The organism is Nonomuraea sp. NPDC005692, from assembly GCF_040631115.1.
GTDB lineage: Bacteria > Actinomycetota > Actinomycetes > Streptosporangiales > Streptosporangiaceae > Nonomuraea.
In genome coordinates this window covers 131,583-155,786 of sequence record NZ_JBEXYU010000003.1, presented here as the reverse complement: position 1 = coordinate 155,786, position 24,204 = coordinate 131,583, and the positions used below count along the sequence as shown (strand labels likewise).

Here is a 24,204-nt window from a genome sequence, read left to right as displayed (position 1 = left end):
GAGATGCAACTACACCAGCTCTCGCACAATCACCCCCGAACGTGCGACGATCGGGCAGTTCCGGGATGAAATTGCGTCAAGGAGCTGTTATGCCGCTCATGCCAGGCGCGGAGCCCTACCACCACCGAGCGGGTCAGGTCGGTGTGCTGCTGTGCCATGGGTTCACCGGCACGCCGCAGTCGCTGCGGCCCTGGGCCGAGTACCTGGCGGGCCATGGGGTCAGCGTCTCGCTGCCCCGCCAGCCCGGGCACGGCACCACGTGGCAGGAGATGAACCGCACCCGCTGGGAAGACTGGTACGCCGAGGTGGAGAAGGCGTTCGCCGATCTCCAGGGGCGCTGCTCGGAGCTGTTCGTGGCGGGCCTGTCACTGGGCGGCTGCCTGGCGCTGCGGCTGGCCGAGGTGCACGGTGACGCGGTCAGGGGCGTGGTGGTGGTCAACCCGTCCATCGCCAGCGACGTGCCGCTGCTGAGGCTGGCGCCGCTGCTGAAGTGGTTCCTGCCGTCGGTGCCCGGCGTCGCCAACGACGTCAAGAAGCCCGGCGTGACCGAGCTGGCCTACGCCCGTACGCCCGTCAAGGCGGCCGCGTCGCTGCCGGGGCTGTGGTCGCTGGTGCAGGCCGACCTGGCGAAGGTCACCCAGCCGCTGCTGGTCTTCCACAGCCGCGACGACCATGTGGTGAAACCGACGAGTGTGGCGATCATTCGCCAGAAGGTCCCGCAGGCCACGATCGAGGAGCTCACGGACAGCTACCATGTTGCGACGCTTGACAACGATGCCGACAGGATCTTTGCCGGTAGCCTCGACTTCATCCGGACACATGCCTCGGTACCCTTGCAGAGGGACTGATCGCACCCAGGGGGAAGTCGCGATCGCTGCGGAGAGGCCCATCTAGGTGACGCCCCAGAGTGACGAGGACGAGGTCTGGCGGCAGATCGTCGCGTCCTTCAACGACACAGCCGAGCGCGACTCGGCCGACCAGCCATGGCCGGACAGCGAGAACGTGCCCGCCGAGCCCACCCGCAGGGTGGTCAAACCGTCCGAGGAGCTCGAACTCGACCAGGACGAGCCCGACCGCGACGACCGCGACCGCGACCATGACCATGACCATGACCATGACCGCGACGACGACGAGGACGAGGGGCACTTCCAGCCGCCTCCCCCGCCGCCGCTGCCCAAGCTCGACCTGCCCACCAAGCTCGCGTGGGTGGCCCTGTTCGGCGGGCCCGCCTACCTGCTGGTGGCGGCGATGGCGAGCTGGCAGATGGAGGGGTGGGCGCTGTTCACCGCGGTGGCGGCGTTCATCGGCGGGTTCGTGGCGCTGGTCGTGCGCATGGGCGACGGCCCGCCCAACGACTCGGGCTGGGACGACGGCGCCGTGCTGTAGGCCGGCCCGCTACGACTTGGCCGTGGTGGTGCGGGGGGCGAAGGACTCCACGACGTCGGTGTAGCGGTCGGCCGTGTCGACGGCGTGGCCGACCGCCCACAGCGCCCCCTTGCCGGCCAGGTAGGCCACCGCCTGGAGGCGTACGCTGCTGCGGCCCTTCTCCGCGGCGCCGCGGATGATCTGGCAGGCGTCCTTCTCGCAGCGCATCACGAACGGCTGGGCCGCCTGCTCCGGGTCGTAGCCGGTCATCCAGTAGCGGCCCTTGCCGTCGCCGGTGACGCCGTAGAGGCGGGCGCCGGTGGCCGGGATCGCCAGGCGCTGCCAGCGTTTGCCGTTCCAGGTGAGCACGAGTGGCGAGATCTCGCCGGGGCCGTGGTAGACCCCGCCGACGGCCACCGCCCGCTTGGAGCTGTCGACCTGGATGTCGCGCAGGTAGCCGCCGGGGACGGCGGGCACGGACATCGACTTCCAGGCCCCCGACGTGTAGTGCATGATCAGCGGCGCGCCGCCGGTGTCGCCGACGGCGAAGCCCGAGGCGACCGCGTAGAGCGCGCCCTTCTCCTTGGTCTCCTGGACGGTCCAGGTGTTGCCCTGGCCGGTGAGGATGAGCCCGGACTTCTCCCGGCTGCCGACCGCGACCACCCGGCCCGGCTTGGCGTCGATGCCGCCCAGCCAGTCGCCGGCGTGCAGCCCCTGCGGCCGGACCCGGTCGAAGCCCGTGACGTCGCCGTGGGCCAGGTAGGGCAGGCCGTCGTGGCCGTCGCCGACGGCCCACACGTCGGAGGCCCCGGCGGCGGCCAGGCCGCGCAGGTTGCCCGCGGCGGTGGCGTCGCGCACGGCCACCTCGTTCCAGGACGTGCCGTTCCAGTGGCGGATCGTGCCGCGGTTCTTCCAGACGTCCCAGATTTCCTGCTGGCCGACCGCCCACACGTCGCCCGGCGAGACGGCGAGCACGTCGGAGAGCGAGCCGTCCGCGTCGAGACGCGCGCTCGTCGACTTCTGCCACGCCTCGGCGGCGGGACGGGGCTCGGCATGCGCGGCGGGCGTGACCTGCGGCAAGGCCACGGACGTCGCCAGAAGGACGGAGAGCGCACGCCGCTGAGAGCGACGGGTCATGAACAAATGCTACGGGCTGCCCCGGGCGGCTCGCCCGTCAGAGTCCAACCTGCAACTCGGCGAGCACCGGCAGATGGTCGCTGGCCCCGGCCAGATCGGCGTTCCCGGCCGCCACTCCCCCGCAGGACAGGACACGTGCCTCGCGCGCGGCGAACACCGCGTCGATGCGCTCGGCGGGCCGCGCGGCGGGGAAGGTCAGCCCGTCGCCGGCGGGCGCGACGGCGTGGCAGTCGGACAGCCGGGCGGCCAGGAAACGCCAGGCCGGCTGGTGCCCCCGCTCGTTGACGTCGGCGCCGACCACGATCGCGGCGTCGTGCGCGGCGGCCGCCCGTTCCATGAGGGACACGGCCTCGCCCGCGTGCCGCAGCCGGGCGGCGAGGTGGAGGTCGAGGTGGAGCGAGCCGACGGCCAGCCGCGCGCCGCCGATCTCGACGACGGCGACGGCCAGCACCCGCCGTTCCAGGCCGGGGAACGCCTTGAGCCGGTGCAGCCGCGACTCCAGCACCCGGGCCCGCGGCCCGGCCAGCACGCACACGCCGCCGGCGCGTCCCGGCGTGGCCACCCGCAGCCCGCCGGCCTCGGCCAGGGCCCGGCGCCTGGCCCGCCACCGGGCGAACCTCGGCGCCTCCTGGACGCACACCAGGTCGGCCCGCATGGCGGCGAGCACCCGGCGCAGCGCGGGCACGTCGTCACGCATGCTCCGCACGTTGTACGAGGCGACCCTGACCAGCACGCGCTAGCGCCGCCTGGCCAGGTCGGCGGCCCCGACCACGCCCGCGGACGCGCCCAGTTCGGCCAGCCGGATCTCGGCGAGCGGCCGGTGGCCGTGGCCGGTGAGCTGCCTGGCGAACACCTCGCGGGCCTCGTCGAGGAACAGGTCGGCGGCCCGGGAGACGCCGCCGCCGACGATGAAGCAGCCGGGGTCGAGCACGGCGGCCAGGTCGGCCATGCCCTGCCCGAGCCAGTCGGCCAGGCTGCGGAAGGCGGCCAGCGAGGCCTTGTCGCCCAGCCGGGCGGCCTCGGTCACCTCTTCGCCCTCGATCCGGCCGCCGGCCAGGCCGAGCAGGATCTCGGCGCGGTCGGGCTGCCGGGCGGCGATCTCCCTGGCCTCCTTGACCAGGGCCTGGCCGCTGGCGTACTGCTCCCAGCAGCCGATGTTGCCGCAGCCGCACACCCGTCCGTCGGGCACGACCTGCATGTGGCCGAGCTCGGCGCCCATGCCCCAGCGTCCGCGGTAGAGGGCGCCGTCGATGACGATGCCGCCGCCGATGCCGGTGCCGAGCGTCAGGCAGACCACGTGGGACTGGCCGCGCCCGGCGCCGAACCTGGTCTCGCCCCAGGCCATGGCGTTGGCGTCGTTCTCGATCACGACGGGCAGGCCGACCAGGTCGCCGATCTTCTTCTGCAGCGGCTCCTCGCGCCAGGCGAGGTTGGGGGCGAAACGCACGATCGAGCGGGTCTCGTCGACGAACCCGGCCGCGCCGACGCCGACCGCCTCGACGTCCCTTCCCTCCGACAGCTCGCGGACGACGTCCGCGACCGTGTCGGCGACCACGTCGGGCCGGTCGGCCGCGGTCGGCCTGAGCGTGTGTTCGACGATCTCGCCGTTGTCGTCGACCACGCCCGCGGCGACCTTGGTACCGCCGATGTCGACACCGATCGTGAGCATGCCGCGTGTCTCCCTATCCCAGATCTATGTGTTCCACGTCGCCGCGGTCGCGGTCACGGGTGTCGCGCGGCCCGCGGGGGGCGGGCCTGCTCAGCGCGTCGAAGGCCCCGCGCACCGCGGCGAACAGCTCGCCGCCTGCGGCCACCAGGTGGCCGGTCACGTCGGAGCCCGACTCCCGCTGCGCCGCGATCGCCCGGCACACCGGGCAGGCGCGGCAGATGTACTCGTCGTGGGGCTCGGACACCGCCTCGCTCCACACGTCCCGCTCCTTGCGGGCGCCGCCGCCCGTGAAGGAGTTGTAGACGGTCTTGCCGACCTGGCGCGTGGCGCGTCCCTGGATCGTCTCGAACAGCTTGCGCGCCTCGTCGGCCACGGTGCCGATGGGGTCTCTGTCGTTGTTCTCGGTCATCTGGCCCTCCCTGCGTATGGTTCGCTCATCCTGCTCAACTCATTCGGAGCCGGATTCGCTCCCCACACTGAACCGTATTCTCAGCGCGCCGTCGCGGAGCACGGCGGAGCCGATCTTCCTGCGGGCCAGCGCCGCGGGCAGCGCCAGGATCCTGCGGTACGGGCCGGCGGTGATGATGAGCTCGTCGCCCTTGCGGGCCAGGTCGACGTCGTCGCGGTCGGCGCCGGGCAGGGCGAGCGTCAGCTCGTCGGCGCTCAGCCGCAGCGGCGGCTCGACGGCGGGCGCCGCGAACGGGTCGGTCTCCCCGTAGACGGAGGCGCCCACCTCGGCCAGCGCGCGTCGGCCGACCGGCTCGGCGGGCAGGTACGGGACGGTGTGGACGGGCAGCGGCGCGAACGACTCCTCGGCCTCGGCCAGCAGCTTGGCCTGGGCCGTCACCCAGTTGGCCCGCCACTCGTCGGCGCCGCCGGCCGGGAAGACGCGGTTGGCGATGACGGCGTCGACGCGGTAGCCGTACAGGTTGAGCGAGGTGAGGGTGCGCCTGGCCTCGGCGAGCACCACGGCCTCGGGGGTGAGCACGAGCCGCACGGACGCGCTGTCGCCGGTGAGCAGCTCGCGCACCTCCATCAGCCCGCGGTGGAAACGCTCGGCGGCGTTCATGACGTCGTCGCCCGGCGCGCTGACCCGGGCCACGCTGCGCATGAACGGCGAGACGACCTTGACGAGCTTGCGGCCGACCGGCATGAGCCTGGTGACGTGCCAGTCGAGCGCCTCGGGCAGGGCCAGCAGCCGCAGCGTCTCGGCGGTGGGGGCGCAGTCGATCACGATGACGTCCCAGGCGCCCTGGCGGGCGTGCTCGCGCAGTTCGAGCAGGGCGATGACCTCCTCGGCGCCGGGCAGCACGGTGATCTCCTCGGAGGTGATCTCGTCGAGGCCCAGCTCGGTGAGCACGCCCCTGGCGTAGTGCTGCAGCTCCCCCCAGTGGCGCTCCAGCGTCTTCTGCGTGTCGACCTGGTGCAGGTGGAGGCCCGGCGCGATCTCGCCGGGCTCGACGGCGAGCGCGTCGGCCAGCGAGTGGGCGGTGTCGGTGGAGACGATCAGCGTCTTGAGCCCGCGCTCGGCGGCCAGCGTGGCGGTCGCGGCGGCGGCGGTGGTCTTGCCCACGCCGCCCTTGCCGGTGAAGAGCAGGACCCTGGGGTTCACCGGGGACGGCCCTCGACGCGCTTCTTCAGCCCCTTGAGCGCGGTGTCCACGATCACCTTCTCGGCCTTGCGCTTGATCATCCCGATCATGGGCACCGTGAGGTCGACGGTGAGCTCGTACGTCACGTCGGTGCCACTGCCCGTCTCGGCGAGCTGGTAACTTCCGCGCAGGTCGCCGACCATCTTGCCCGGCTCGACCACCTGCCAGCGCACGCCCTCGTCGCCGTCCCAGGTGTAGGCCAGGGTGTAGGTGTCGTTGATCACGCCCGCGTCGAGGACGAACCGCACCTGCTCGGGCCGCCCGTCGGCGCCCGTACTGACGACCTCGGCGCGCTTGATCGATCCGGCCCATTCGGGATAGGCGGGGAAGTCGGCGATGACCGCCATGACCTCTGCGCGGCCGGCGCCGATGGTGGTGCTCGAAGTGGTGCGATCAGCCATGCGACCACCGTAATGCAGAATCCGCCCGTTGCGGCGGAGCGCCGGTCACGGGCCGCCCGGCTCACCATTCCAGGACGAACGGCTCACCTCTTCCGCGGAAGTGGCCGACGTTCACGCACTCGGTGCGGCCGATGCGGGCGCGGCGGTGGAGCGGCTGGTGCACGTGGCCGAACAGGGCGTAACGCGGCTGGGTGCGCCGGATGGCCGCCAGCGTGGCCTCGCTGCCGCGCTCGAAGCGCCTGGCCACGACGTCGTAGAGCAGCTCGGGCAGGGCGGGCGGGATGTGGCAGCACAGCACGTCGACCTCGCCGATCGCCTCGACCTTGGCGGCGTACTCCTCGTCGCCGATCTCGTACGGGGTGCGGTAGGGGGTCTTGAGCCCGCCGCCGACGAAGCCGAAGCGCAGGCCGCCGATCTCCACCACCTGGCCGTCGAGCACCTGATGGCCCGGTTTGAGGTAGTCGGGCCACAGGCGGGGAATGTCCACGTTGCCGTAGGTGAGGTAGGCGGGGGTGGGCATGGCGGCGAAGAGGGTGGCGTACTGGGCGCGCACGTTGCGCTCGATGTGCTCGCGCGGGTCGCCGTCGAGGGTGGCCCACAGGCGCGCCGACATGGCCCTGGCCTCGTCGAAGCGCTTGGCCGTGCGCAGGGCGATGAACTCGGCGGCCCGCTCCGCGCCGAACAGGTCGGCGAAGATGCCGTTGGCGTGGTCGTCGTAGTCGATGAAGAGGATCAGGTCGCCCAGGCACACCAGCGCGTCGGCGCCCTCGCCCGCCCGGGCCAGCGCGTCGGCCCTGCCGTGCACGTCACTCACCACGTGGACCCTCATGGGGAAATCCTAGGTGGGACGGCTGCTAGCGTGATGAACGCCCTTCATAACGCTCCCATGACGATGCTACCGGCGCGTAACTTAAGGCGGTAACGTCCAGGCGGTCCCCGTAGAGGAGTTGAAAGTTCGTGCGCGAGTACAGCGTCCCCGTCCTGGTCGATGTGCCTGCCTCAGCAAGCCTGCCCGACACGGTCTTCGACCGGGCCGAGCGGGAGCCCGGCACCGTGATCATGCGCCGCAAGACCGACGACGGCTGGCCCGTCGTGACCGCGGGCGAGTTCCGCGACCAGGTGGTCGAGGTGGCCAGGGGGCTCATCGCGGCCGGGATCGAGCACGGCGACCGGGTCGCGCTGATGTCGCGCACGCGTTACGAGTGGACGCTGATCGACTACGCCCTCTGGTCCGTCGGCGCGGTCACCGTCCCGATCTACGAGACGTCGTCGGTGGAGCAGGTCCGATGGATCCTGGCCGACAGCGAGGCCAAGGCGGCCTTCGTCGAGCTCGACACGCACGAGGAGACCGTCCGCGAGGCCGCGCCCGAGCTGAAGGCCGTCTGGCGGGTCGAGGGGCGGCTCGACGTGGAGGGCGTGCCCGGCTCGGCCGTGGACGAGCGCAGGAAGAAGGTCGTCGCCTCCGACCTGGCCACGATCGTCTACACCTCGGGCACCACCGGCCGTCCCAAGGGCTGCCGGATCACCCACGACAACCTGCTGTTCACCGCCCTCAACGTGCTGCGCGGGCCGCTCGACCGGCTGTTCAGCTCGAAGGACCCGGCGGCGCTGCTGTTCCTGCCGCTCGCGCACATCTTCGCGCGGATGATCCAGGTGGTGCTGGTCGAGGCCGGTGCGATCATGGCGCACACCCCGAACATGAAGAACGTCGCCCCCGACCTCCAGGACTTCAAGCCGACGTTCCTGCTGGGCGTGCCGCGCGTGTTCGAGAAGGTCTACAACGGCGCCGAGCAGAAGGCCGCCGCGGGCGGCAAGGGCAAGATCTTCGCCCGCGCCGTCGACGTGGCGGTGGCCTGGAGCAAGGCCGAGGCGTCCGGCGGCGCGCCGCTCGGCCTGCGGCTGCGTCACATGCTGTTCGACCGGCTGGTCTACGCCAAGCTGCGGGCGGCCACCGGAGGCCGGCTGTCGGCCGCGGTCTCCGGCGGCTCGGCGCTCGGCGACCGGCTCGGCCACTTCTTCCGGGGCGTCGGCATCGAGGTCTTCGAGGGCTACGGCCTGACCGAGACCTCCGCCCCCATCTCGGTCAACATGCCGGGCGCCAACAAGATCGGCACGGTCGGCAAGCCGCTGCCCGGCGTCTCGGTCCGCATCGGCGACGACGGCGAGATCCTGGCCAAGGGCCGCAACGTCTTCGACGGCTACTGGAAGAACGACGCCGCCACCGCCGAGGCGGTCGACGCCGACGGCTGGTACCGCACGGGCGACGTCGGCGAGCTCGACGCCGACGGCTACCTGCGCATCACCGGCCGCAAGAAGGAGATCCTGGTGACGGCCGCGGGCAAGAACGTCGCCCCCGGCCCGCTGGAGGACGCCCTACGCGCTCACCCGCTGGTGTCCCAGGCCATGATCGTCGGCGAGGGCCGTCCCTTCGTCGCCGCGCTGGTCACGCTCGACCCCGAGGCGACGCCCGCCGGCCGGAGCGCGGCCGAGCTGCGTGCCGACCCGGCGATCCTGGCGCAGGTCCAGGAGGCCGTCGACCGGGCCAACGGCATGGTGTCGAAGGCCGAGCAGATCAAGAAGTTCACGATCCTCGAAACCGACCTCACCGAGGAGAGCGGCCACCTGACGCCGACGCTGAAGGTCAAGCGCAACCTGGTGATGCGCGACTACGCCAAGGAGATCGACGAGCTCTACGGCCACTAGCTAGGCGCGCTCGGGCCAGATGAGGCCCTGGTCGGTCCAGACGACGCCCTTGTTGCGGCAGAGGCAGAAGGGGTGGCCGACGGGGTCGGTGTAGACGCGCCAGCCGTAGCCGTCGGGGCCGATGGAGTCCTGGCGCAGCGACGCGCCGAGGGCCAGGACGCGGCTCTGTTCGGCCTCGATGTCGTCGACCTCGAAGTCGAGGTGGAACTGCTTGGGGTGCTCGCTGTCGGGCCACCGCGGGGCGCGGTAGTCCGCCACCGGGTTGAAGGCCAGCTCGATCTCGCCGAACTGGATGCCGGCCCAGTTCGCGTGGCTGCCGTCCTTGATCGGGCGGCCCGTCACCTCGGCGTAGAAGGCCGCCAGTTTCATCGCATCCGGGCAGTCGATGATGAAGTCGGTGAATCGCAGCATCCCGCGATCCTGTCACAAGGTCGCATGAGCCGGACTTCGGGACAGGCCCAGGCCGTCAGGCGGCTCCGGCCAGGTCACCGGCCAGGTCACCGGCCCGCTCGGTCGCGGTCAGGATCGCGGCCAGGGCCTGGCGGGTGGCCTGGAGCTCGGCCATCTGCTCGTCCAGGTCGGTGAGCCGGCCGCGGAGCCGGCCCAGGGTGCACGCGTCCAGCACCTCGCCGGAGCCGGAGGCGCACGGGAGCACGTCCTTGATCACTTTGGTCGGCAGGCCCGCGGCGAGCAGCGTGCGGATGCGCCGGACCACGACGGGCGCGTCCGTTCCGTAGCGCCGGTGACCGCCGTCGGCCCGGTACGAGGTCAGCAGCCCCTGCTCCTCGTAGTAGCGCAGCAGCCGGGGGCTGACCCCGGTCTCCGCGGAGAGCGCGCCGATCTTCATGTGATGCTCCTCACACCCGCTTGCATCTCACATCGATGTGAGCTTCTAGCGTGACGTCCATGAGAGAAATTCCTCGCGAAACTGTACAGACGTTCACCATTGGCGGAGACCTGGAGGTGCGCCGGATCGGCTACGGGTCGATGCGGCTGGCCGACGCCCCCGACCCCGCGCGCTCGGCGCTGGAGGCGCCCATCTGGGAGGCGCCGGCGGACCGGGCGGGCGCCGTGGCCGTGTTGCGCCGGGCGGCCGAGCTGGGCGTGAACCTCTTCGACACCGCCGACTCCTACGCGCTCGGCGCCAATGAGGAGCTGATCGCCGAGGCGCTGCACCCGTACGGGGACGGCGTGGCGGTGGCCACCAAGATCGGCGTGCTGCGGCCCTCGCCCGCCGAATGGGTGCCGCTCGGCCATCCGGCCTATCTGCGCCAGCAGGCCGAGCTGAGCCTGCGCCGGCTGCGGGTGGAGCGCATCGACCTGCTCCAGCTGCACCGCCTGGACCCGGCCTACCCGCTCCCCGACCAGATCGGCGCGCTCAAGCAGCTCAGGGACGAGGGCAAGGTCCGGCACATCGGCCTGTCGGAGGTGAGCACCGAGGAGCTGCGCCAGGCGGCGGAGATCACGCCGATCGCGGCCGTGCAGAACATGTACAACCTGGCCACCCGGCAGCACGAGGACGTCGTGGACCACGCCACCGCGCACGGCATCGCGTTCCTGCCCTTCTTCCCGATCGCGGCGGGCTCCCACGCCGGGCCCGGCACGCCGCTGGCGGCGGTGGCGGCCGAGATCGGCGTCACCCCGGCCCAGGCGTCGCTGGCCTGGCTGCTGCGCCGCTCCCCCACGGTGATCCCGATCCCGGGCACCTCCTCGATCGGCCACCTGGAGGAGAACGTGGCGTCGCTGTCGGTCGAGCTCTCCGACGAGCAGTACGACCGGCTGTCGGCGGCGGTCGCTTGAGGCCGCCGTCCGGAAGCGGGGGCGTGACGCGGCCCCTCACCCCGTGACGGGCCTCATCTTCGTGACGGCCTCATCTCGTGACGGGCCTCATCCCGTGACGGGCCGCGCCTCCGCCAGGACGAGCCGGCCCGCCCGTTCCGACAGCGCCTGCCTGGCCGCCTGCGGCAGGCCGGTGTCGGAGACGACCACGTCGGCCTCGTCGAGCTGGGCGATCGTGCTGATGCCGACGGTCCCCCACTTGGTGTGGTCGGCCAGCACCACCAGCCTGGAGGCCGCCTCGACCAGCGCGCGGTCCGTCTCGGCCTCCATCATGTTCGGCGTGGTGAAGCCCGTCCTCGCGGTCATGCCGTGCACGCCCAGGAAGAGCAGGTCCACGTTGAGCCGGCGGATCGCGGCGACCGCGACCGGGCCCACGAGGGCGTCGGAAGGGGTGCGTACGCCGCCGGTGAGCACGACCGTCTGGTCGGGGCGGCCGGCGTGCTGGAAGACGTCGGCGACGCGGACGGAGTTCGTCACAACGGTCAGGCCGGGGACCTGGCCCAGGTGGTGGGCGAGCGTCCAGGTCGTGGTGCCGGCCGACAGGGCCACGGCCGTGCCGGGGCGTACGAGCGCGGCGGCGTGCCCGGCGATGGCCCGCTTCTCCTCCTCCTGCTGCACGGACTTGGCGGCGAAGCCGGGCTCGTTCGTGGCGCCGATGGTGGTCGCGCCGCCGTGCACCTTGGCCAGCAGGCCGCGCTCGGCCAGCAGCTCCAGGTCACGCCGGATCGTGATGTCGGAGACGCCGAACGCGCGCACCAGGTCCACGACCCTGACGCCGCCGTTCTGCCGGACGAGGTCCAGGATCGCCTGCTGACGCTGCGGGGCGAGCATCGCATCACCAGATCCCAACAGGTTCCGACACAATCCCGTTCGCATCATGACATGACACCGACCTGGTGAATGCGTCGAAAACGCCATGAAACAGTGCGTTGACAGCGGTCGGGCTTCGTCTTTCGATGAATGGGTGTGAGCGAACTCGGGGGAATCTGAAGGGTCCGGCAAGGAGGAACCACCATGGACCGACACATGCCGATCTCCCGTCGCCGTCTGCTCCTCGGAACCGCCGCGTTCGGCGTGCCCGCCGTGCTCGTCGGGTGCGGGTCCGGCAGCCCCTCCACCGGGCCGGGCAGGTCGTCCGGCGGCGGGACGGGCACGGTCACGATCGGCTCGAACGCCTCCGACGAGGTGCCCAAGAAGGCCCTGGAGACCGTGCTGAAGGGCTTCACCCAGGGCGTCCCGAAGGTCAACACGGTCGACCACAACACGTTCCAGGAGAACATCAACCGCTATCTCAAGGGCACGCCCGACGACGTGTTCACCTGGTTCGCCGGTTACCGGATGCGCTTCTTCGCCGAGCAGGGCCTGGCGACCGACATCTCGGACGTGTGGCGGGAGATCGGCGGCGACTACACGCAGGCGTTCAAGGACCAGTCCACCGGCACCGACGGCAAGCAGTACTTCGTGCCGTTCACCTACTACCCGTGGGCCGTCTTCTACCGCAGGAGCCTGTGGCGGGCCAAGGGGTACGAGCCCCCGCGGACCCTGGACGAGTTCACCGCCCTGGCCAGGAGGATGAAGGCCGACGGGCTGGTCCCGATCGCGTTCGCCGACAAGGACGGCTGGCCGGCGATGGGCACGTTCGACATCCTGAACATGCGCACGAACGGCTACGACTTCCACATCTCGCTCATGGCCGGCAAGGAGTCCTGGACCGACCCCCGGGTCAGGCGGGTCTTCGACACCTGGCGGGGGCTGATGGAGTACCACCAGCCGGCCGCGCTCGGGCGTACCTGGCAGGAGGCCGGGCAGTCGCTCGCGCAGAAGAAGACCGGCATGATGTTGCTCGGCATGTTCGTCGCCCAGCAGTTCCCCGAGGCCGACCGCGACGACATCGACTTCTTCACCTTCCCCGAGATCGACCCCGCCCACGGCACCGACTCGATCGACGCCCCCATCGACGGCTACATGATCTCGGCCAAGGCCAGGAACGTGGACGGCGCCAAGGCCCTGCTCAAGCACCTGGCCAAGGGCTCGTCCCAGAACGAGGCGACCAAGCTGGACCCGGGCACGCTGGCGTCCAGCTCCAAGGCCGACACCAGCGGCTACAGCACCCTGCAGAAGCGCGGCGCCGAACTGGTCTCCCAGGCCACCCACCTGGCGCAGTTCCTCGACCGCGACACCCGGCCGGACTTCGCCTCCACCGTGATGATCCCGTCCCTGCAGGCGTTCGTCGGCGCGCCGGACGAGATCGACTCCCTGCTGGCGAGCATCGAGAAGCAGAAGGCCAACATCTTCCGCTGATGACCGTCAAAACCCGTCGCTACTCCGCCCGGGACGTGACCGTGCTGGTCATCGGGCTGGGGATGGCCGTCATCGTCAACGTGGGCCTCATCTGGGGGCCCGCGCTGGCCTCCGTCGCGCTGTCCGGCACCGACTGGAACGGCATCGGGCCGATCGAGTGGGTGGGCGGGCGCAACTACCACGACCTGGCCACCGCGTACCCGCCGTTCTGGTCGGCGGTGCGCAACAACGTGTTGTGGCTGGGCTTCCTGGGGCTGGTCGCGACGCCGTTCGGGCTGTTCTGCGCGGTGCTGCTGGACCGGCGGCTGCGGTGGTCGCGGGTCTACCAGAGCGCGCTCTACCTGCCGGTCGTGTTGTCGCTGGCCGTGGTGGGCTTCATCGCGCAGCTCGTCTACTCCTCCGACTACGGCGTGCTTAACGCGGTCACCGGCCTGACCGTGGACTGGCTGGGCGACCGTTCGATCAACATCTGGGTCGTGATGGTCGCGGCCGGCTGGCGGCACGTCGGCTACGTCATGATCATCTATTTGGCCGGGCTCAAGGCGGTGGACCCGGCGCTGAAGGAGGCCGCCGCCATCGACGGGGCCACCGAGGCGCAGGCCTTCTTCCGCGTGGTGTTCCCGACGCTGCGGCCGGTCAACGTGATCGTGCTGGTCATCACCGTGATCGAGGCGCTGCGCGCGTTCGACGTCGTCTACGCCGTCAACAAGGGCAGGAACGGCCTGGAGCTGCTGTCGGTGCTGGTCACCGAGAACATCGTGGGCGAGGCCGGCCGCATCGGCTTCGGCTCGGCCATCGCCGTGATCCTGCTGGTGATCTCGCTGGGGTTCATCGTCACGTACCTGTCGCAGCTGTTCAAGGAGGAGCGATGACGCTCACCGCGCCCGCCGACGCTCCCCCGGCCCAGGACCGGCGGGCGCCCGCGCGCCGGCCCGTGCGGCCGCTGCGGATCCTGCTGCACGCCTTCCTCGCGCTGGTCGCGCTGGGCTGGATCCTGCCGCTGGCCCTGTCGGTCTACGCCTCGCTGCGGCCGTACGAGGAGACGGCCCGGCTGGGCTACCTGTCGGTGCCCGAGCACCTCACGCTCGGCTACTACGCCGAGGCGTGGAGCCAGGCCGAGCTGCCCCGCTACTACCTGAACACACTGATCATCGTCGTCCCCGGGGTGCTGGTCACGCTGGCGCTGGCCTCGTTCACGGCGTTCGCCGTCGCGCGGGTGCGCGTCCCCGGGCGCAAGGCGCTGCTGATCGTGTTCACCGCCGGGAACCTGATGCCGCCGCAGGTGCTCATCACCCCGCTGTACACCCTCTACACCCTGGTGCCGCTGCCCGCCTGGCTGTCGGACTCCCAGTCGCTCTACGACTCCTACCTCGGGCTGATCCTCATCCACGTGGCGTTCCAGTTCGGCTTCTGCGTCTTCGTCATCGCGAACTTCATGCGGACGATCCCGGAGGAGATCACCGAGGCGGCGCTCGTGGACGGCGCGAGCGTGTGGAAGCGCTACTGGCGGCTCACGCTGCCGCTGTGCAGGCCGGTGCTGGCGGCGCTGGCCACCCTGGAGTTCACCTGGATGTACAACGACTTCCTGTGGGCGCTGGTGCTGATGTCCTCGGGCGACAAGCTGCCGGTGACCTCGGCGCTGAACAACCTGCGCGGCCAGTTCTTCACCGACTACAACCTGCTGGCGGCCGGGTCCCTGCTGGTGGCGCTGCCCACGCTGATCGTCTTCCAGCTCCTGCACAAGCAGTTCGTCGCCGGGCTCACGCTGGGCTCGACCAAGGGCTAGGCGGGCCGGAGCAGGGCGTGGAAGCGGGTGGCCACCTGCTCCCACGTCCACTCGCGGGTGATCCAGTCGCGGCCGCCGGCGCCCATCTTGCGCGCCCGCGCGGGGTCGGAGAGCAGGTCGACGAGGGCCTGGGCGACGTCCGCGACGTCCGCGCCGTCCACGACGAGGCCGGTCTCCCCGGGCCGTACGGCGTCCGGCGCGCCGCCGGAGTTGCCCGCGACCACCGGCAGGCCGGTCGCCGACGCTTCCAGGAAGACGATCCCGAGACCCTCGACGTCCACGCCGTTCCAGCGGGTGCGGCAGGGCATCGCGAAGACGTCGGCCGCCGCGTAGTAGCCGGGCAGGCTCGCGGCGGGGACCGTGCCGGTGAACCTGATCGACTCGTGCCCGCCCGCCAGGCGCTCCAGCCGCGACCGGTACGGGCCGCCGCCCACGAGCAGCAGCACCGCGTCCGGCACCGCGCGCAGCACCCGGGGCCAGGCCCGGATGAGCTGGTCCTGGCCCTTGCGCGGGACCAGCCGGGACACGCAGGCCACCACCGGCCGGCCGTCGAGGCCCAGCGCCGCCTTGGCGGCCCGGGGGTGGAACTGGTCGACGTCGACGCCGGGCGCCAGGCGCACGAGCTTGTGCGGGGGGATCGCCGCGGCCAGCCGCTCGCGCGTGTAGTCGCCCAGGTAGGTCACCACGTCGGCGTGCGCGCCGATCCTGCGCAGCACCGAGCGGAAGCCCGGCGCGCCCGCCCACGACGCCTCGTGGCCGTGGGTGAGCATCACCACCCGCCGCGCGCCCGCCGCGCGCAGGCGGGGCGCGAGCAGGCCGAGCGGCGCGGCCGCGCCGAAGACCACGGTCTCGGCGCGGTGCTCGGCCACCAGCCCGGCCGCCCTGCGCGCGACGGCCGGAGTGGGCAGCATCAGCCGCGTCGGGTGCCGCACGACCCGGTACGGCTGACGCCGGTCGAACTCCTCGCATCCCGGCCAGGCGGGGGCGTAGACGGCCACCCCCGGCGTGCGGAGCGCGAGTCCGTGCACGAACGACTGGATGCCGCCCGGCCTGGGCGGGAAGTCGTTCGTCACGAAGACCACGTCGGTCACGGTTCTGGGACGCCGTTCAGTCTCGCCCACGAGCGGGCCAGGGCGATGCGCTCGGGGCTGGAGGGATGGGAGGCATAGAGCACATATTCCACCGCATCCGGCGACAAGTCGGAAATGTTGGTTATGGCGAGGCGTTTCTGCATCGCGACGAACGTGGCCGGATCCCTGGTGAGGTCGAGGGCGTGCACGTCGGCCCGCGCCTCCACGTGCCGCGTGATCAGGTTCTGGGCCGGGTCGGAGACCAGCGAGGCCAGCGTCATCAGCCCCATGAGCACGCCGATCGCGCGCGGGTCGGCCACCGAGGCGATCCCCGTACGCCGCCGCAGCGGGCCCACCAGCAGGAACAGGCCGATCGTGCCGAAGGCGGCCAGCAGGCCGCCGAGCAGCGTGCCGTCGAGCACGTCGGCGTGCTTGGCGTGGCCCAGCTCGTGCGCGACCACCAGCTCGACCTCCGACTCCGGCGCCTTGAGCAGCGTGTCGTAGACGACGATCCGGCGCGTGGCCCCGAAGCCCGACACGTACGCGTTGAGCGCCGTGGTACGCCGCGAGGCGTCGGCGACCAGCACGTCCTCGACCGGGACGCCGTCCCGCTCGGCCATGGCCAGCAGCTCCGACCGCAGCGAGCCCTGCGGCATGGAGGTGAAGTCGTTGAACAGCGGCTCGAACACCACCGGGTAGACGTACGACACCCCCAGGGTGAGCGCGAACGCGCCCACGGCGGCCGGGATCCACCAGCGGCGCACCTTGCGCGCCAGCGCCACGAGGGCGAGCAGCATGACGGCCATCAGCAGCACGCTGACGCCGGTGTTCTTGAGCCGGTCGGCGGTCCAGCCCGCCCAGTCCTGGGTGGACAGACCGTAGTCGCGCAGGATCGTCTCGAACCACATGCCGAGCGGCCACCTCAGCACCTCGGTGATCGCGGTGAGCACCACCACGCCGAGGACCACCCGCACCCACCACGGGCCCCTGAGCACGCCCAGCACCTTGGCCGCGAACGGCGTCAGGACCAGCAGCCCGGCGAACAGGAGCGTGAGGCCGAGCGAGATGTAGCCGGGCAGGGTGGTGGCCGCGTCGAACGCCTGCGCCCTGGCGATCTGGGCGGCGCTGAAGTCGCGGGCGGGGTCGGGGGCGACGGCGGGCGCGCCCGCCGCCAGGACCCGCCAGGGGGTGGTGAACGCGGCCACGGCCAGGATCACGCCGCCGACCAGGGCGAGGGCGGCGCCGGCCGCGCGCCTGGAGCGGGATTCCGCGCGTTGCCGTTCCCGGGCGATCAGGTGCTCCGCCGTTCCCGTCAGCTTGCCGGGCCGGGGACGGGGCTCGGCGTCGTCGGCGTTCTCGGCGGCGGGGGCGTTCTCGGTGTCCTCGGCGAGGGGGGTGGTGGGGTCGCCGTTGCGCTTGCCGCGGCCCTTGCCCTTGCCCCCGCCCTTGCCTCCGCCTTTGCCGCCCTTGCCCTTGCCGCGGCCTTTGCCGCCCTTGCCCGGGTCGTCCGTGTGCTCGTCGGGGTTCTCGGGGCCCTTCCCGGAGCCGTCCGAGCCCTCGGCGGCGGGGGCGCCGGCGCGGGTCGCGTGGGGGCGGTCGTCGGGGGTGGGGGGCTGGGGGTGACGGGGGTCCTCGGTGTCGGGGTCGGCGTCCGCGTCGGGGCGGGCGTCCGGGTCGTCCGGGTCGTCGGGGTGTCCCGGGGATTCCGGGGGCTCGTTCGTGCCGGACGGCTCCGGCGGTCCACCGTCGCCGGGCCGGTCACCGCCGTCGTCCCTGACGGCCACACCGCCGCCGTGCGCCGCCGCGACCGCCGTGCCGGGCTCGTCGGCCCCTCCGGCGACCGCTCCGGCGGGCTCGTCCCCTTCCCGGGGCGGGTCGTTCCGCTCGCTCATCTGCCTCCCCTTCACGCGAGCTGCTCTCGTACGTACTCGCGCCACCGTGCCGCCAGCGTCTCGGCGGTGAGCCCCACGGAGGCGAGCGCCTGATCGACGCCGGCCACGCGGGCATCACGGTAGAGCCGTACCAGGGTCCCGTCACCGAACCGGTCTGCGAGGAAGCGACACGCCATCCAGGCCTCCTGGTACGCCCGCGCGAGCCGTCCGGGATCGGCGGCCGTGGGGGCGAAAGCCGCAGGTCCGGGCAACTCGCTCGGCAGCCGGCCGGCCCGTACGTCGGCGGCGAGTTCGGCGGCGGCCGTCCCGACGGGGAGCCCGGCGTCGCGGTAGGCCACGTAGTCGGCGAACCCCTCGTAGAGCCAGACGGGCAGCCGGTCGGTGCCCGCGGCGACGTGGGTGAGCTCATGGGTGAGGACGACGTCGCGTCCCGTGGGGGTGAGCCGCGCGAAGGAGCCCGGCACGATGATCACCCTGGCGCCGTCGGCCACCGCGGCCAGCCCGTCCAGCGGGCCCGTGCCCGCCAGCCCGGCCGCCTCGGCGTCGGAGTCCGGCACGACGACCAGCGCGCGTACCGGCCGGCCGAGCACCGCGGACACCCGCCGTCCGGCGAGGTCCGCCCGGCGGGCGAGGTCGGCGAGCACGCCGGGGTCGGCGCGGTGCCCCACGACCACGGACCGCGCGCCGCGGGCCACCTGACCGCCGTCGCCCCACAACCCGCGCGCCCCGGCGGGCAGGACGGCGGCGGGCGGCGCGTCGGCGACCACGAGAACCGCCGTCGACAGCAGCAGCACCGAAAGGAGCAGACGCGGACTGCGGAGGGACGGACGCACCTGCGAGGACACGGCCCGATGCTAGTCGGCCCAGGACGCTCCCGGCCCCTTCACGAGGCCGGCCCCTTCGCCAGACCGGTCCCTTCAGGAGGCCGGTCCCTTCACGAAGCCGGGCATGCGACAGGCCCCGGCCCGGACCGGGGATGGTCCGGGCGGGGCCCGTTGTCACGCGCCGGGACGCACCGCGCCGACGAACGACGACTTCCGCCATCCGCCCAGTTTGTCGATGCGCACCCGTTCGCCGGTCCGCGGCGAATGGACCATCTTGCCGTGGCCGACATACATGCCGACGTGGCCCAGCCCGTTGAAGAACATCAGGTCGCCCGGCTTGAGATTGCGCCAGGAGACCTTGCGCTTGATGCGGGCGAACTGGCTGTTCGTCACGCGCGGGAGTCGCACTCCGGCCTTCTTCCAGGCGTACTGGACGAGTCCGGAGCAGTCGAACGCACCAGGGCCCGTGGCCCCGTACCGGTACGGGTCGCCGACCTGATGCTTGGCGACGGCGACGGCCCTGCGGGCCTTCGACGCCTGCCGCGCGGCCTTCGCCGACTTGGCGGACCTGGCGGTCTTCGCCGACTTGGCCGACTTCGCAGTGGCCGCCTTGGCGGTGCTGGACACCGCGGTGAGCCTGGCGGCCGATTCGCTCACCGTCTGCGCCCCGGCCGGCACGGCATGGAGAGCCGCACCTCCGGCCGTCACGGTCATCGTGAGTGCGACGCCCCTCAGGGCAAGACGGGACAGACGGGGGTTATGCAGGGAGGTAGACAGGATTTCTCCTTGTGTCTTCCACGAACGCCTACCGGGTTAGCTGACGGATTCGGGCCTGGAAGTCGCCCTACGGCGCGATGACGCGCCGATTCACCCCTGATCCCGGGGGATTACGGGATCTTTGGGTCCCCGGCTCCGTGCCTCCTGGCTGCACGGACTCGGCAGGTCGCCGCCCGATGGTTGTCTCTGCATAGGGATATCGGCGGCGACCGATGGATTTTCATCTGGTCCGCATCGGGGGTTCCGATGTCGATCCGCGGTGCGCATGGCTTGCTGACCGCGACGCCAGAAACTACGCGGACGGGTCAAGATTTGGCAAAGGGAGACACCGGCTGTAAAGATCAGATAAAGGTGGGAGTAAAGGGGGAAATCCCTGCTCGAGCAGCGAGTTCCGTTACCGCTTTGTGACCCTTCTCACACTTCGCGGCACACCCGATTGTCAGGACCCTTTCGCCCCGTTTGTCCCTTTCGCCTCAGGGGTCGCGGACAGCCCGAAGCCGCCCGCGATTCCGGTCGCCGGGCGGTCAGGGGGCGGGTCAGGGGCGGATGGCTCCGACCAGGGGGCGGCGGTAGTCGGCGAGGCGGACGACCTTCACGACGTCCCCCGTCTGCGGCGCGTGGACGATCTTGCCTCCGCCCGCGTAGATGCTGACGTGCCCGAGCCCCTCGCTGAAGATGAGGTCCCCCGGCTGGAGGTCCTTGATGTCCACCTTCCGGCCGGCGCCCCAGGCCCACTGCTGCCACGTCGTACGCGGCAGTGTGACACCGGCCGCGCGCCAGGCGGCCTGTGTCAGCCCTGAGCAGTCGTAGCCGCGCGGGCCCGTGCCCCCGTAGATGTACGGCTTGCCGACCTGGGCGAAGGCGAACTGCAGGACGGCGGCCGCGCTGCCCGAGGCGGGACCGGTGTACTTGATGCCGGTGCTGTTGGGGTTGCCCGGGTTGTAGGCCCCCAGCTTGTCCAGGAGCTTCTTCTGCTGGCCGACCAGCTTCAGCACCTCGGCCCGCTCCCGCTGGACGGCGTCCCGCTCCTTGTCGGCGTCGGCCAGCGCGGTCTCGGCGTTGTCGCGCTCGGCCTTGAGGCCCTTGTTCTCGCGGTCGAAGGCGGCCAGCTTCTCCAGCCGCTCGCGCGAGAGCTGCCCGGCCATGGCCAGCCCGGCCAGCAGGTTCTCGGGGTTGTCGACCCCGACCATGCCGGGCAGGGAGGTGACGTCCCCGCCCATCTTGTACGAGTCCACCGCCGCCCTGATGATCTCGGCCCGCAGGTCGGCGACCGTCTGCAGCTTGCGCTTGTAGCGGTCGTTCAGCGTGGTGTAGGCGTCCTTGGCCTTCTTGTAGTTCTCGGTCGCCGTGTTGTACCGGTCGACGACCTTGTCGGCCTTGTCGTTGAGCTTCTCGAGCTTGGCCTTGGCCTGTTTGAGAGTGGGCTTGGGATCAGCGAGCGCCGCACCCATCGGGACCGTCATCAGTCCGATCGCGAGACCCGCGGCCACCGTCACCCGGCCAAACCTCACAGCGTCGCCTCCCAGGGATTACACCTGGGGCGAAATAGTACAGAAGTGGCGGGTGGGGTCTCGCCAATAGTGCTAATTCGTAACTTATGCGCGGCCCAGCCGGCGCAGCAGCAGACCGGACGGAACCGGTCTGGCGCCCATGCGGCGGACGGACTCGGCCACCTCGCGGTCGGAGGAGACGACGGCGATGGCCCGGCCGGGCGGCTCGGCCCGGACGAGCTGGCGGATGAGGTCGTCGGCGATCTCCCCCGGCGCGCTGAACAGCACCCGCACGCCGCGCGGCGCCACCACCTGCACCGGCGCGTTGAGCTCGGCGCCGTCGAAGACCACCGTCACCTCGACCCGGGTCTGGGCGACCAGCCCGCCGAGGCCGGTCATCAGCCGGTTGCGCTGGTCGGCGAGGGTGAGCGTGCCGTAGCCGGTCTTCGTGACGTTGTAGCCGTCGATGATCAGATGGACCTGCGGCAGCGCCAGGAGCTGGTCGAGCAGCTGCGGGTCGTCGTCGGCCAGGGCCCGCGCGGGCACGCCGCGCACCCCCGGACGCTCGCCGGTGCTGGCCGCGACAGAGTCGGCGGGCCTGCTGATCGTGGTGGGCAGCGCCAGCTCCCTGCGCAGCCCGGCCGAGGCGTCCTGGAGGGCGTCGAGCAGCACCCTGACGCGGGCGTCCTCGATGCTGCGACCCTCGCGGGCGGCCCGGCGGGAGGCTTCGAGCTGCTTCTCCACGTCGGCCAGGCGCTCGCGCAGACGGCGCAGCTCGGCCTCGCCCGCGTTGCCGGCGGTGGAGGCGGCGTGCCGGGCGTCGTCGGCGGCCTGCTCCATCTCCTCGGCCCTGCGGGTGGCGGCCTTGGCCCGCTCGCGGGCGTCGTGGAGCTTGCGCCGCAGGTCGGAGTTCTCGGCGCGGGCCGCCTTGATCTGCTCGCGCAGCCGGTCGGCCTCCTCCTTGGCGGCGGTCTTCTGGGCGGCGAGCTGCTCGCGCAGCCGCGTCACCGCCTCCTCGCGCTCGGACCCCTCGGCCGCCACGGCGGACTGCTCAAGGTCGGCGCGGGCGGTTTCGATCATCTCCGCCCAGCCGGGCGGCCTGGTGAGATAGGCTGCGGCAGCCACCAGCACGGGGTCGGCGGCGGGCGGCACACTGCCCTCGGCCAGCGCGGCGACCAGCTCGGGCCATCCGGCGGCGACTGATTCTGCGACCAGCTCGCGGAACTTCTTGTCGTTCTCCAGTTGCGCGGCGATCGGCGCGCTGCCCAGCTTGGCGCGCTTGCGCGGGTCGAACTTGGCGATGCCGCGCAGCGGCGGCGGCACGGAGACGGCGGGCATCGTGCCGAGAACCTGCGCGGCCAGGTCGACGACATTGAGGCGCACCTGCTCGGGAAGCGGGCGAGACAGGCCTTCACCCGCTGAACTCATCCCACTTGTCCCTTCGTGACATGCCCTTTCAGACAAGGGTACGGCTCTTGCGTACCTGACCGTAACGGTCCCTTGAACCTAGACAAGCGCTTGGTAGGGGGTATACGACTGAGCCGGGGCAGCGGTTCGGCGTGGAGGTGAGCGGTGACGGAACAGATGCGCACGTCCACGCGTGACCTGGAGGAACTGCGCGAGCGGGCGTCCCGCTGGCTGCGCGGCCGGGTCGGCGGGGACGCCACGGTGTCGGAGCTGTCGCGGCCCTCCGGCAACGGCATGTCGAGCGAGACCCTGTTCTTCACCGCCACCTGGGCCGCCGGGACGCGGCGGTGCGTGGCCAGGCTCGCACCTGCGGAGGAAGCCGTCCCGGTGTTCCCCGCCTACGATCTGCGGGCCCAGTTCGAGGTCATGCGGCTGGCCAGGGAGAAAGCTGGGATCCCAGCGCCCAAGCCGCTCTGGTTCGAGCCCGACCCCGCGCCGCTCGGGACGCCGTTCTTCGTCATGGAGCGGGCCGAGGGCGACGTGCCGCCGGACGTCATGCCGTACACGTTCGAAGGCTGGCTGCACGACGCCGCCCCCGGCGACCGGCGGCGGCTGCAGGACGCGAGCGTCGGGCTCATGGCGGCGCTGCACGAGACGCCGTACACCGGACGGGACGTCGAGGTGCTCGGCCCGCTCGCCCCGGGCGGCACGGACGGCCTGCGCGCGCACGTCGAGGCCCAGCGCGCCTACTACCGGTGGGCGCACGGCGCGCGGCCCATCCCCGTGCTGGAGCGGGCCTTCGACTGGCTCGGCTCACACTGGCCGGACGACCCCGGCCCCGACGTCCTGACCTGGGGCGACGCCAGGATCGGCAACGTGATGTACCGCGATTTCACGCCGGTGGCGGTGCTCGACTGGGAGATGGCCGCCGTGGGCCCGCGCGAGCTGGACGTCTCCTGGATGATCTTTTTGCACCGCTTCTTCCAGGACCTCGCGGTGACGATGGGCCTGCCCGGCATGCCGGACTTCATGCGCCGCGACGACGTTTGCCAGAAATATCGTGAAATAACTGGCTACGAGCCCCGCGATCTCGACTTCTACGAGATGTACGCCGCCCTCCGCCACGGCATCATCATGGCCCGGGTGTGGCAGCGCAGGATCCACTTCGGCGAGCAGCCCATGCCGGACGACCCCGACGACCTGGTGCTCCACCGGGCCGCCATCGAGGAGCTGCTCACCCGCTAGCGTCGTAGACCAGCAGCGCGATCTGCACCCGGTTGTTCAGGTCGAGCTTGGTCAGGATGCGCGAGACGTGCGCCTTGACCGTGGGCACGCTCATGAACAGCTCCCGCCCGATCTCGGCGTTCGACCTGCCCTGCCCCACGGCCAGCGCGACCTCGCGCTCCCGCTCGCTCAGCCGTCCGAGCAGCCCGCGCGCCCGCTCGGTGCGGTCGCGCCCGCCCCCGTCGGACACGTGCGAGATGAGCTGCCGGGTCACCGCCGGCGACAGGATCGGCTCCCCCGCGGCCACCCGCCTGAGGGCGCCGACCAGGTCGCCGGGCGGGATGTCCTTCAGCAGGAACCCGGCCGCCCCCGCGCGCAGCGCCCGCACGACCTGGGCGTCGGCGTGGAACGTGGTCAGCACCACGACCTCGGGCGGCGAAGCGGTGCGGCGCAGCGCCTCGGTCGCGGTGAGCCCGTCGACGCCCGGCATGCGGATGTCCATCAGGACGATGTGCGGCCGGTGCTCGGCCACCCGCGACGGCACCTCGGCCCCGTCGGCCGCCTCGCCCACGATCTCGATGTCCGCGGCCCCGCCCAGGATCATCGACAGCCCGGCCCGCACCATCGCGTCGTCGTCCACGATCAGCACCTTGATCGGCGCGTCCATC

25 protein-coding genes and 1 riboswitch are annotated in these 24,204 nt (G+C 71.8%); of the genes, 8 read left to right on the top strand and 17 right to left on the bottom strand.

The genetic code is table 11. From position 1 onward, the window contains the following. Nucleotides 1–89: 89 nt before the first annotated feature. Together ABZ459_RS08985 and ABZ459_RS08980 are read left to right on the top strand one after the other, a co-directional pair. The gene (locus tag ABZ459_RS08985) at nucleotides 90–848 is read left to right on the top strand and encodes an alpha/beta fold hydrolase (RefSeq protein ID WP_357967798.1); all 759 of its coding nucleotides are present in this window, start codon (nucleotides 90–92) and stop codon (nucleotides 846–848) included. A gap of 46 nt (nucleotides 849–894) precedes the next feature. After that, nucleotides 895–1,386, top strand: a complete 492-nt coding sequence (locus ABZ459_RS08980; protein ID WP_357967796.1) for a hypothetical protein — start codon at nucleotides 895–897, stop codon at nucleotides 1,384–1,386. A 9-nt stretch (nucleotides 1,387–1,395) separates the two neighbouring features. Here the strand turns inward: ABZ459_RS08980 and ABZ459_RS08975 are convergent, their stop codons facing one another. From ABZ459_RS08975 to ABZ459_RS08945, 7 genes are all read right to left on the bottom strand, one after another. Continuing rightward, the gene (locus ABZ459_RS08975) at nucleotides 1,396–2,502 is read right to left on the bottom strand and encodes a hypothetical protein (protein WP_357967793.1); all 1,107 of its coding nucleotides are present in this window, start codon (nucleotides 2,500–2,502) and stop codon (nucleotides 1,396–1,398) included. Nucleotides 2,503–2,539: 37 nt separating this feature from the next. Beyond that, entirely contained in the window at nucleotides 2,540–3,199 is a 660-nt protein-coding gene (locus tag ABZ459_RS08970; RefSeq protein WP_357967791.1) for an endonuclease/exonuclease/phosphatase family protein, read from the bottom strand. A 39-nt stretch (nucleotides 3,200–3,238) separates the two neighbouring features. After that, the gene (locus ABZ459_RS08965; RefSeq protein ID WP_357967789.1) at nucleotides 3,239–4,171 is read right to left on the bottom strand and encodes an ROK family glucokinase; all 933 of its coding nucleotides are present in this window, start codon (nucleotides 4,169–4,171) and stop codon (nucleotides 3,239–3,241) included. Nucleotides 4,172–4,184: 13 nt separating this feature from the next. Continuing rightward, entirely contained in the window at nucleotides 4,185–4,580 is a 396-nt protein-coding gene (locus ABZ459_RS08960) for a DUF5304 family protein (protein ID WP_357967786.1), read from the bottom strand. 39 nt (nucleotides 4,581–4,619) lie between these two features. Beyond that, entirely contained in the window at nucleotides 4,620–5,783 is a 1,164-nt protein-coding gene (locus tag ABZ459_RS08955) for an ArsA family ATPase (protein ID WP_357967783.1), read from the bottom strand. Continuing rightward, nucleotides 5,780–6,223, bottom strand: a complete 444-nt coding sequence (locus ABZ459_RS08950; protein ID WP_357967781.1) for an SRPBCC family protein — start codon at nucleotides 6,221–6,223, stop codon at nucleotides 5,780–5,782. Before ABZ459_RS08950 ends, ABZ459_RS08955 begins: the two co-directional genes overlap by 4 nt. A 61-nt stretch (nucleotides 6,224–6,284) precedes the next feature. Continuing rightward, nucleotides 6,285–7,052 (bottom strand): metallophosphoesterase, encoded by a 768-nt coding sequence (locus ABZ459_RS08945; protein ID WP_357967778.1) that lies wholly within the window; start codon nucleotides 7,050–7,052, stop codon nucleotides 6,285–6,287. 128 nt (nucleotides 7,053–7,180) lie between these two features. Here ABZ459_RS08945 and ABZ459_RS08940 point away from each other — a divergent pair, with 128 nt between their 5' ends. After that, entirely contained in the window at nucleotides 7,181–8,926 is a 1,746-nt protein-coding gene (locus ABZ459_RS08940; protein WP_357967775.1) for an AMP-dependent synthetase/ligase, read from the top strand. On the opposite strand, the gene ABZ459_RS08935 is transcribed toward ABZ459_RS08940, so the two are convergent. Together ABZ459_RS08935 and ABZ459_RS08930 are read right to left on the bottom strand one after the other, a co-directional pair. Next, the gene (locus ABZ459_RS08935; RefSeq protein WP_357967773.1) at nucleotides 8,927–9,337 is read right to left on the bottom strand and encodes a VOC family protein; all 411 of its coding nucleotides are present in this window, start codon (nucleotides 9,335–9,337) and stop codon (nucleotides 8,927–8,929) included. It abuts the gene before it with no gap. Nucleotides 9,338–9,392: 55 nt separating this feature from the next. Next, nucleotides 9,393–9,773, bottom strand: a complete 381-nt coding sequence (locus tag ABZ459_RS08930) for a MerR family transcriptional regulator (protein ID WP_357967770.1) — start codon at nucleotides 9,771–9,773, stop codon at nucleotides 9,393–9,395. A gap of 59 nt (nucleotides 9,774–9,832) precedes the next feature. Between ABZ459_RS08930 and ABZ459_RS08925 the strand changes: the two genes are divergently transcribed. Continuing rightward, nucleotides 9,833–10,726 (top strand): aldo/keto reductase, encoded by an 894-nt coding sequence (locus ABZ459_RS08925; protein ID WP_357967767.1) that lies wholly within the window; start codon nucleotides 9,833–9,835, stop codon nucleotides 10,724–10,726. A gap of 87 nt (nucleotides 10,727–10,813) precedes the next feature. Here ABZ459_RS08925 and ABZ459_RS08920 read toward each other — a convergent pair whose 3' ends face one another. Next, a complete protein-coding gene (locus ABZ459_RS08920) occupies nucleotides 10,814–11,596 on the bottom strand; it encodes a DeoR/GlpR family DNA-binding transcription regulator (protein ID WP_357967765.1) in 783 nt (260 codons plus the stop codon). Between the two features lie 183 nt (nucleotides 11,597–11,779). Between ABZ459_RS08920 and ABZ459_RS08915 the strand changes: the two genes are divergently transcribed. The 3 genes from ABZ459_RS08915 to ABZ459_RS08905 are packed head-to-tail and all read left to right on the top strand — an operon-like array spanning nucleotide 11,780 to nucleotide 14,852. Further along, nucleotides 11,780–13,066 (top strand): extracellular solute-binding protein, encoded by a 1,287-nt coding sequence (locus ABZ459_RS08915; protein WP_357967762.1) that lies wholly within the window; start codon nucleotides 11,780–11,782, stop codon nucleotides 13,064–13,066. Next, nucleotides 13,066–13,938 (top strand): sugar ABC transporter permease, encoded by an 873-nt coding sequence (locus tag ABZ459_RS08910; RefSeq protein WP_352322927.1) that lies wholly within the window; start codon nucleotides 13,066–13,068, stop codon nucleotides 13,936–13,938. Before ABZ459_RS08915 ends, ABZ459_RS08910 begins: the two co-directional genes overlap by 1 nt. Continuing rightward, nucleotides 13,935–14,852, top strand: coding sequence for a carbohydrate ABC transporter permease (locus tag ABZ459_RS08905; RefSeq protein ID WP_357967759.1), 918 nt, complete (start codon nucleotides 13,935–13,937; stop codon nucleotides 14,850–14,852). Before ABZ459_RS08910 ends, ABZ459_RS08905 begins: the two co-directional genes overlap by 4 nt. Here ABZ459_RS08905 and ABZ459_RS08900 read toward each other — a convergent pair. The 6 genes from ABZ459_RS08900 to ABZ459_RS08875 all read right to left on the bottom strand — a co-directional run bounded on the left by ABZ459_RS08900 (nucleotide 14,849) and on the right by ABZ459_RS08875 (nucleotide 22,288). Beyond that, on the bottom strand, nucleotides 14,849–15,943 hold the full coding sequence (locus tag ABZ459_RS08900) for a glycosyltransferase family 4 protein (protein ID WP_357967757.1): 1,095 nt from the start codon (nucleotides 15,941–15,943) through the stop codon (nucleotides 14,849–14,851). The two genes, ABZ459_RS08905 and ABZ459_RS08900, sit on opposite strands and share 4 nt — an antisense overlap. Continuing rightward, nucleotides 15,940–17,814, bottom strand: coding sequence for a M48 family metalloprotease (locus ABZ459_RS08895; protein WP_357967754.1), 1,875 nt, complete (start codon nucleotides 17,812–17,814; stop codon nucleotides 15,940–15,942). Before ABZ459_RS08895 ends, ABZ459_RS08900 begins: the two co-directional genes overlap by 4 nt. A gap of 11 nt (nucleotides 17,815–17,825) precedes the next feature. After that, nucleotides 17,826–18,659, bottom strand: coding sequence for a hypothetical protein (locus tag ABZ459_RS08890; RefSeq protein WP_357967752.1), 834 nt, complete (start codon nucleotides 18,657–18,659; stop codon nucleotides 17,826–17,828). Between the two features lie 153 nt (nucleotides 18,660–18,812). Next, nucleotides 18,813–19,295, bottom strand: coding sequence for a C40 family peptidase (locus tag ABZ459_RS08885; protein WP_357967749.1), 483 nt, complete (start codon nucleotides 19,293–19,295; stop codon nucleotides 18,813–18,815). Between the two features lie 130 nt (nucleotides 19,296–19,425). After that, nucleotides 19,426–19,589, bottom strand: a riboswitch (cyclic di-AMP (ydaO/yuaA leader). 362 nt (nucleotides 19,590–19,951) lie between these two features. Next, a complete protein-coding gene (locus ABZ459_RS08880; RefSeq protein ID WP_357967746.1) occupies nucleotides 19,952–20,878 on the bottom strand; it encodes an NlpC/P60 family protein in 927 nt (308 codons plus the stop codon). Between the two features lie 132 nt (nucleotides 20,879–21,010). Next, nucleotides 21,011–22,288, bottom strand: coding sequence for an NYN domain-containing protein (locus tag ABZ459_RS08875; protein ID WP_357967744.1), 1,278 nt, complete (start codon nucleotides 22,286–22,288; stop codon nucleotides 21,011–21,013). Nucleotides 22,289–22,477: 189 nt separating this feature from the next. Between ABZ459_RS08875 and ABZ459_RS08870 the strand changes: the two genes are divergently transcribed. Continuing rightward, a complete protein-coding gene (locus ABZ459_RS08870) occupies nucleotides 22,478–23,557 on the top strand; it encodes a phosphotransferase family protein (protein ID WP_357967741.1) in 1,080 nt (359 codons plus the stop codon). Here the strand turns inward: ABZ459_RS08870 and ABZ459_RS08865 are convergent. Continuing rightward, the gene (locus tag ABZ459_RS08865) at nucleotides 23,547–24,203 is read right to left on the bottom strand and encodes a response regulator transcription factor (RefSeq protein ID WP_357967738.1); all 657 of its coding nucleotides are present in this window, start codon (nucleotides 24,201–24,203) and stop codon (nucleotides 23,547–23,549) included. The two genes, ABZ459_RS08870 and ABZ459_RS08865, sit on opposite strands and share 11 nt — an antisense overlap. Nucleotide 24,204: the final 1 nt, after the last annotated feature.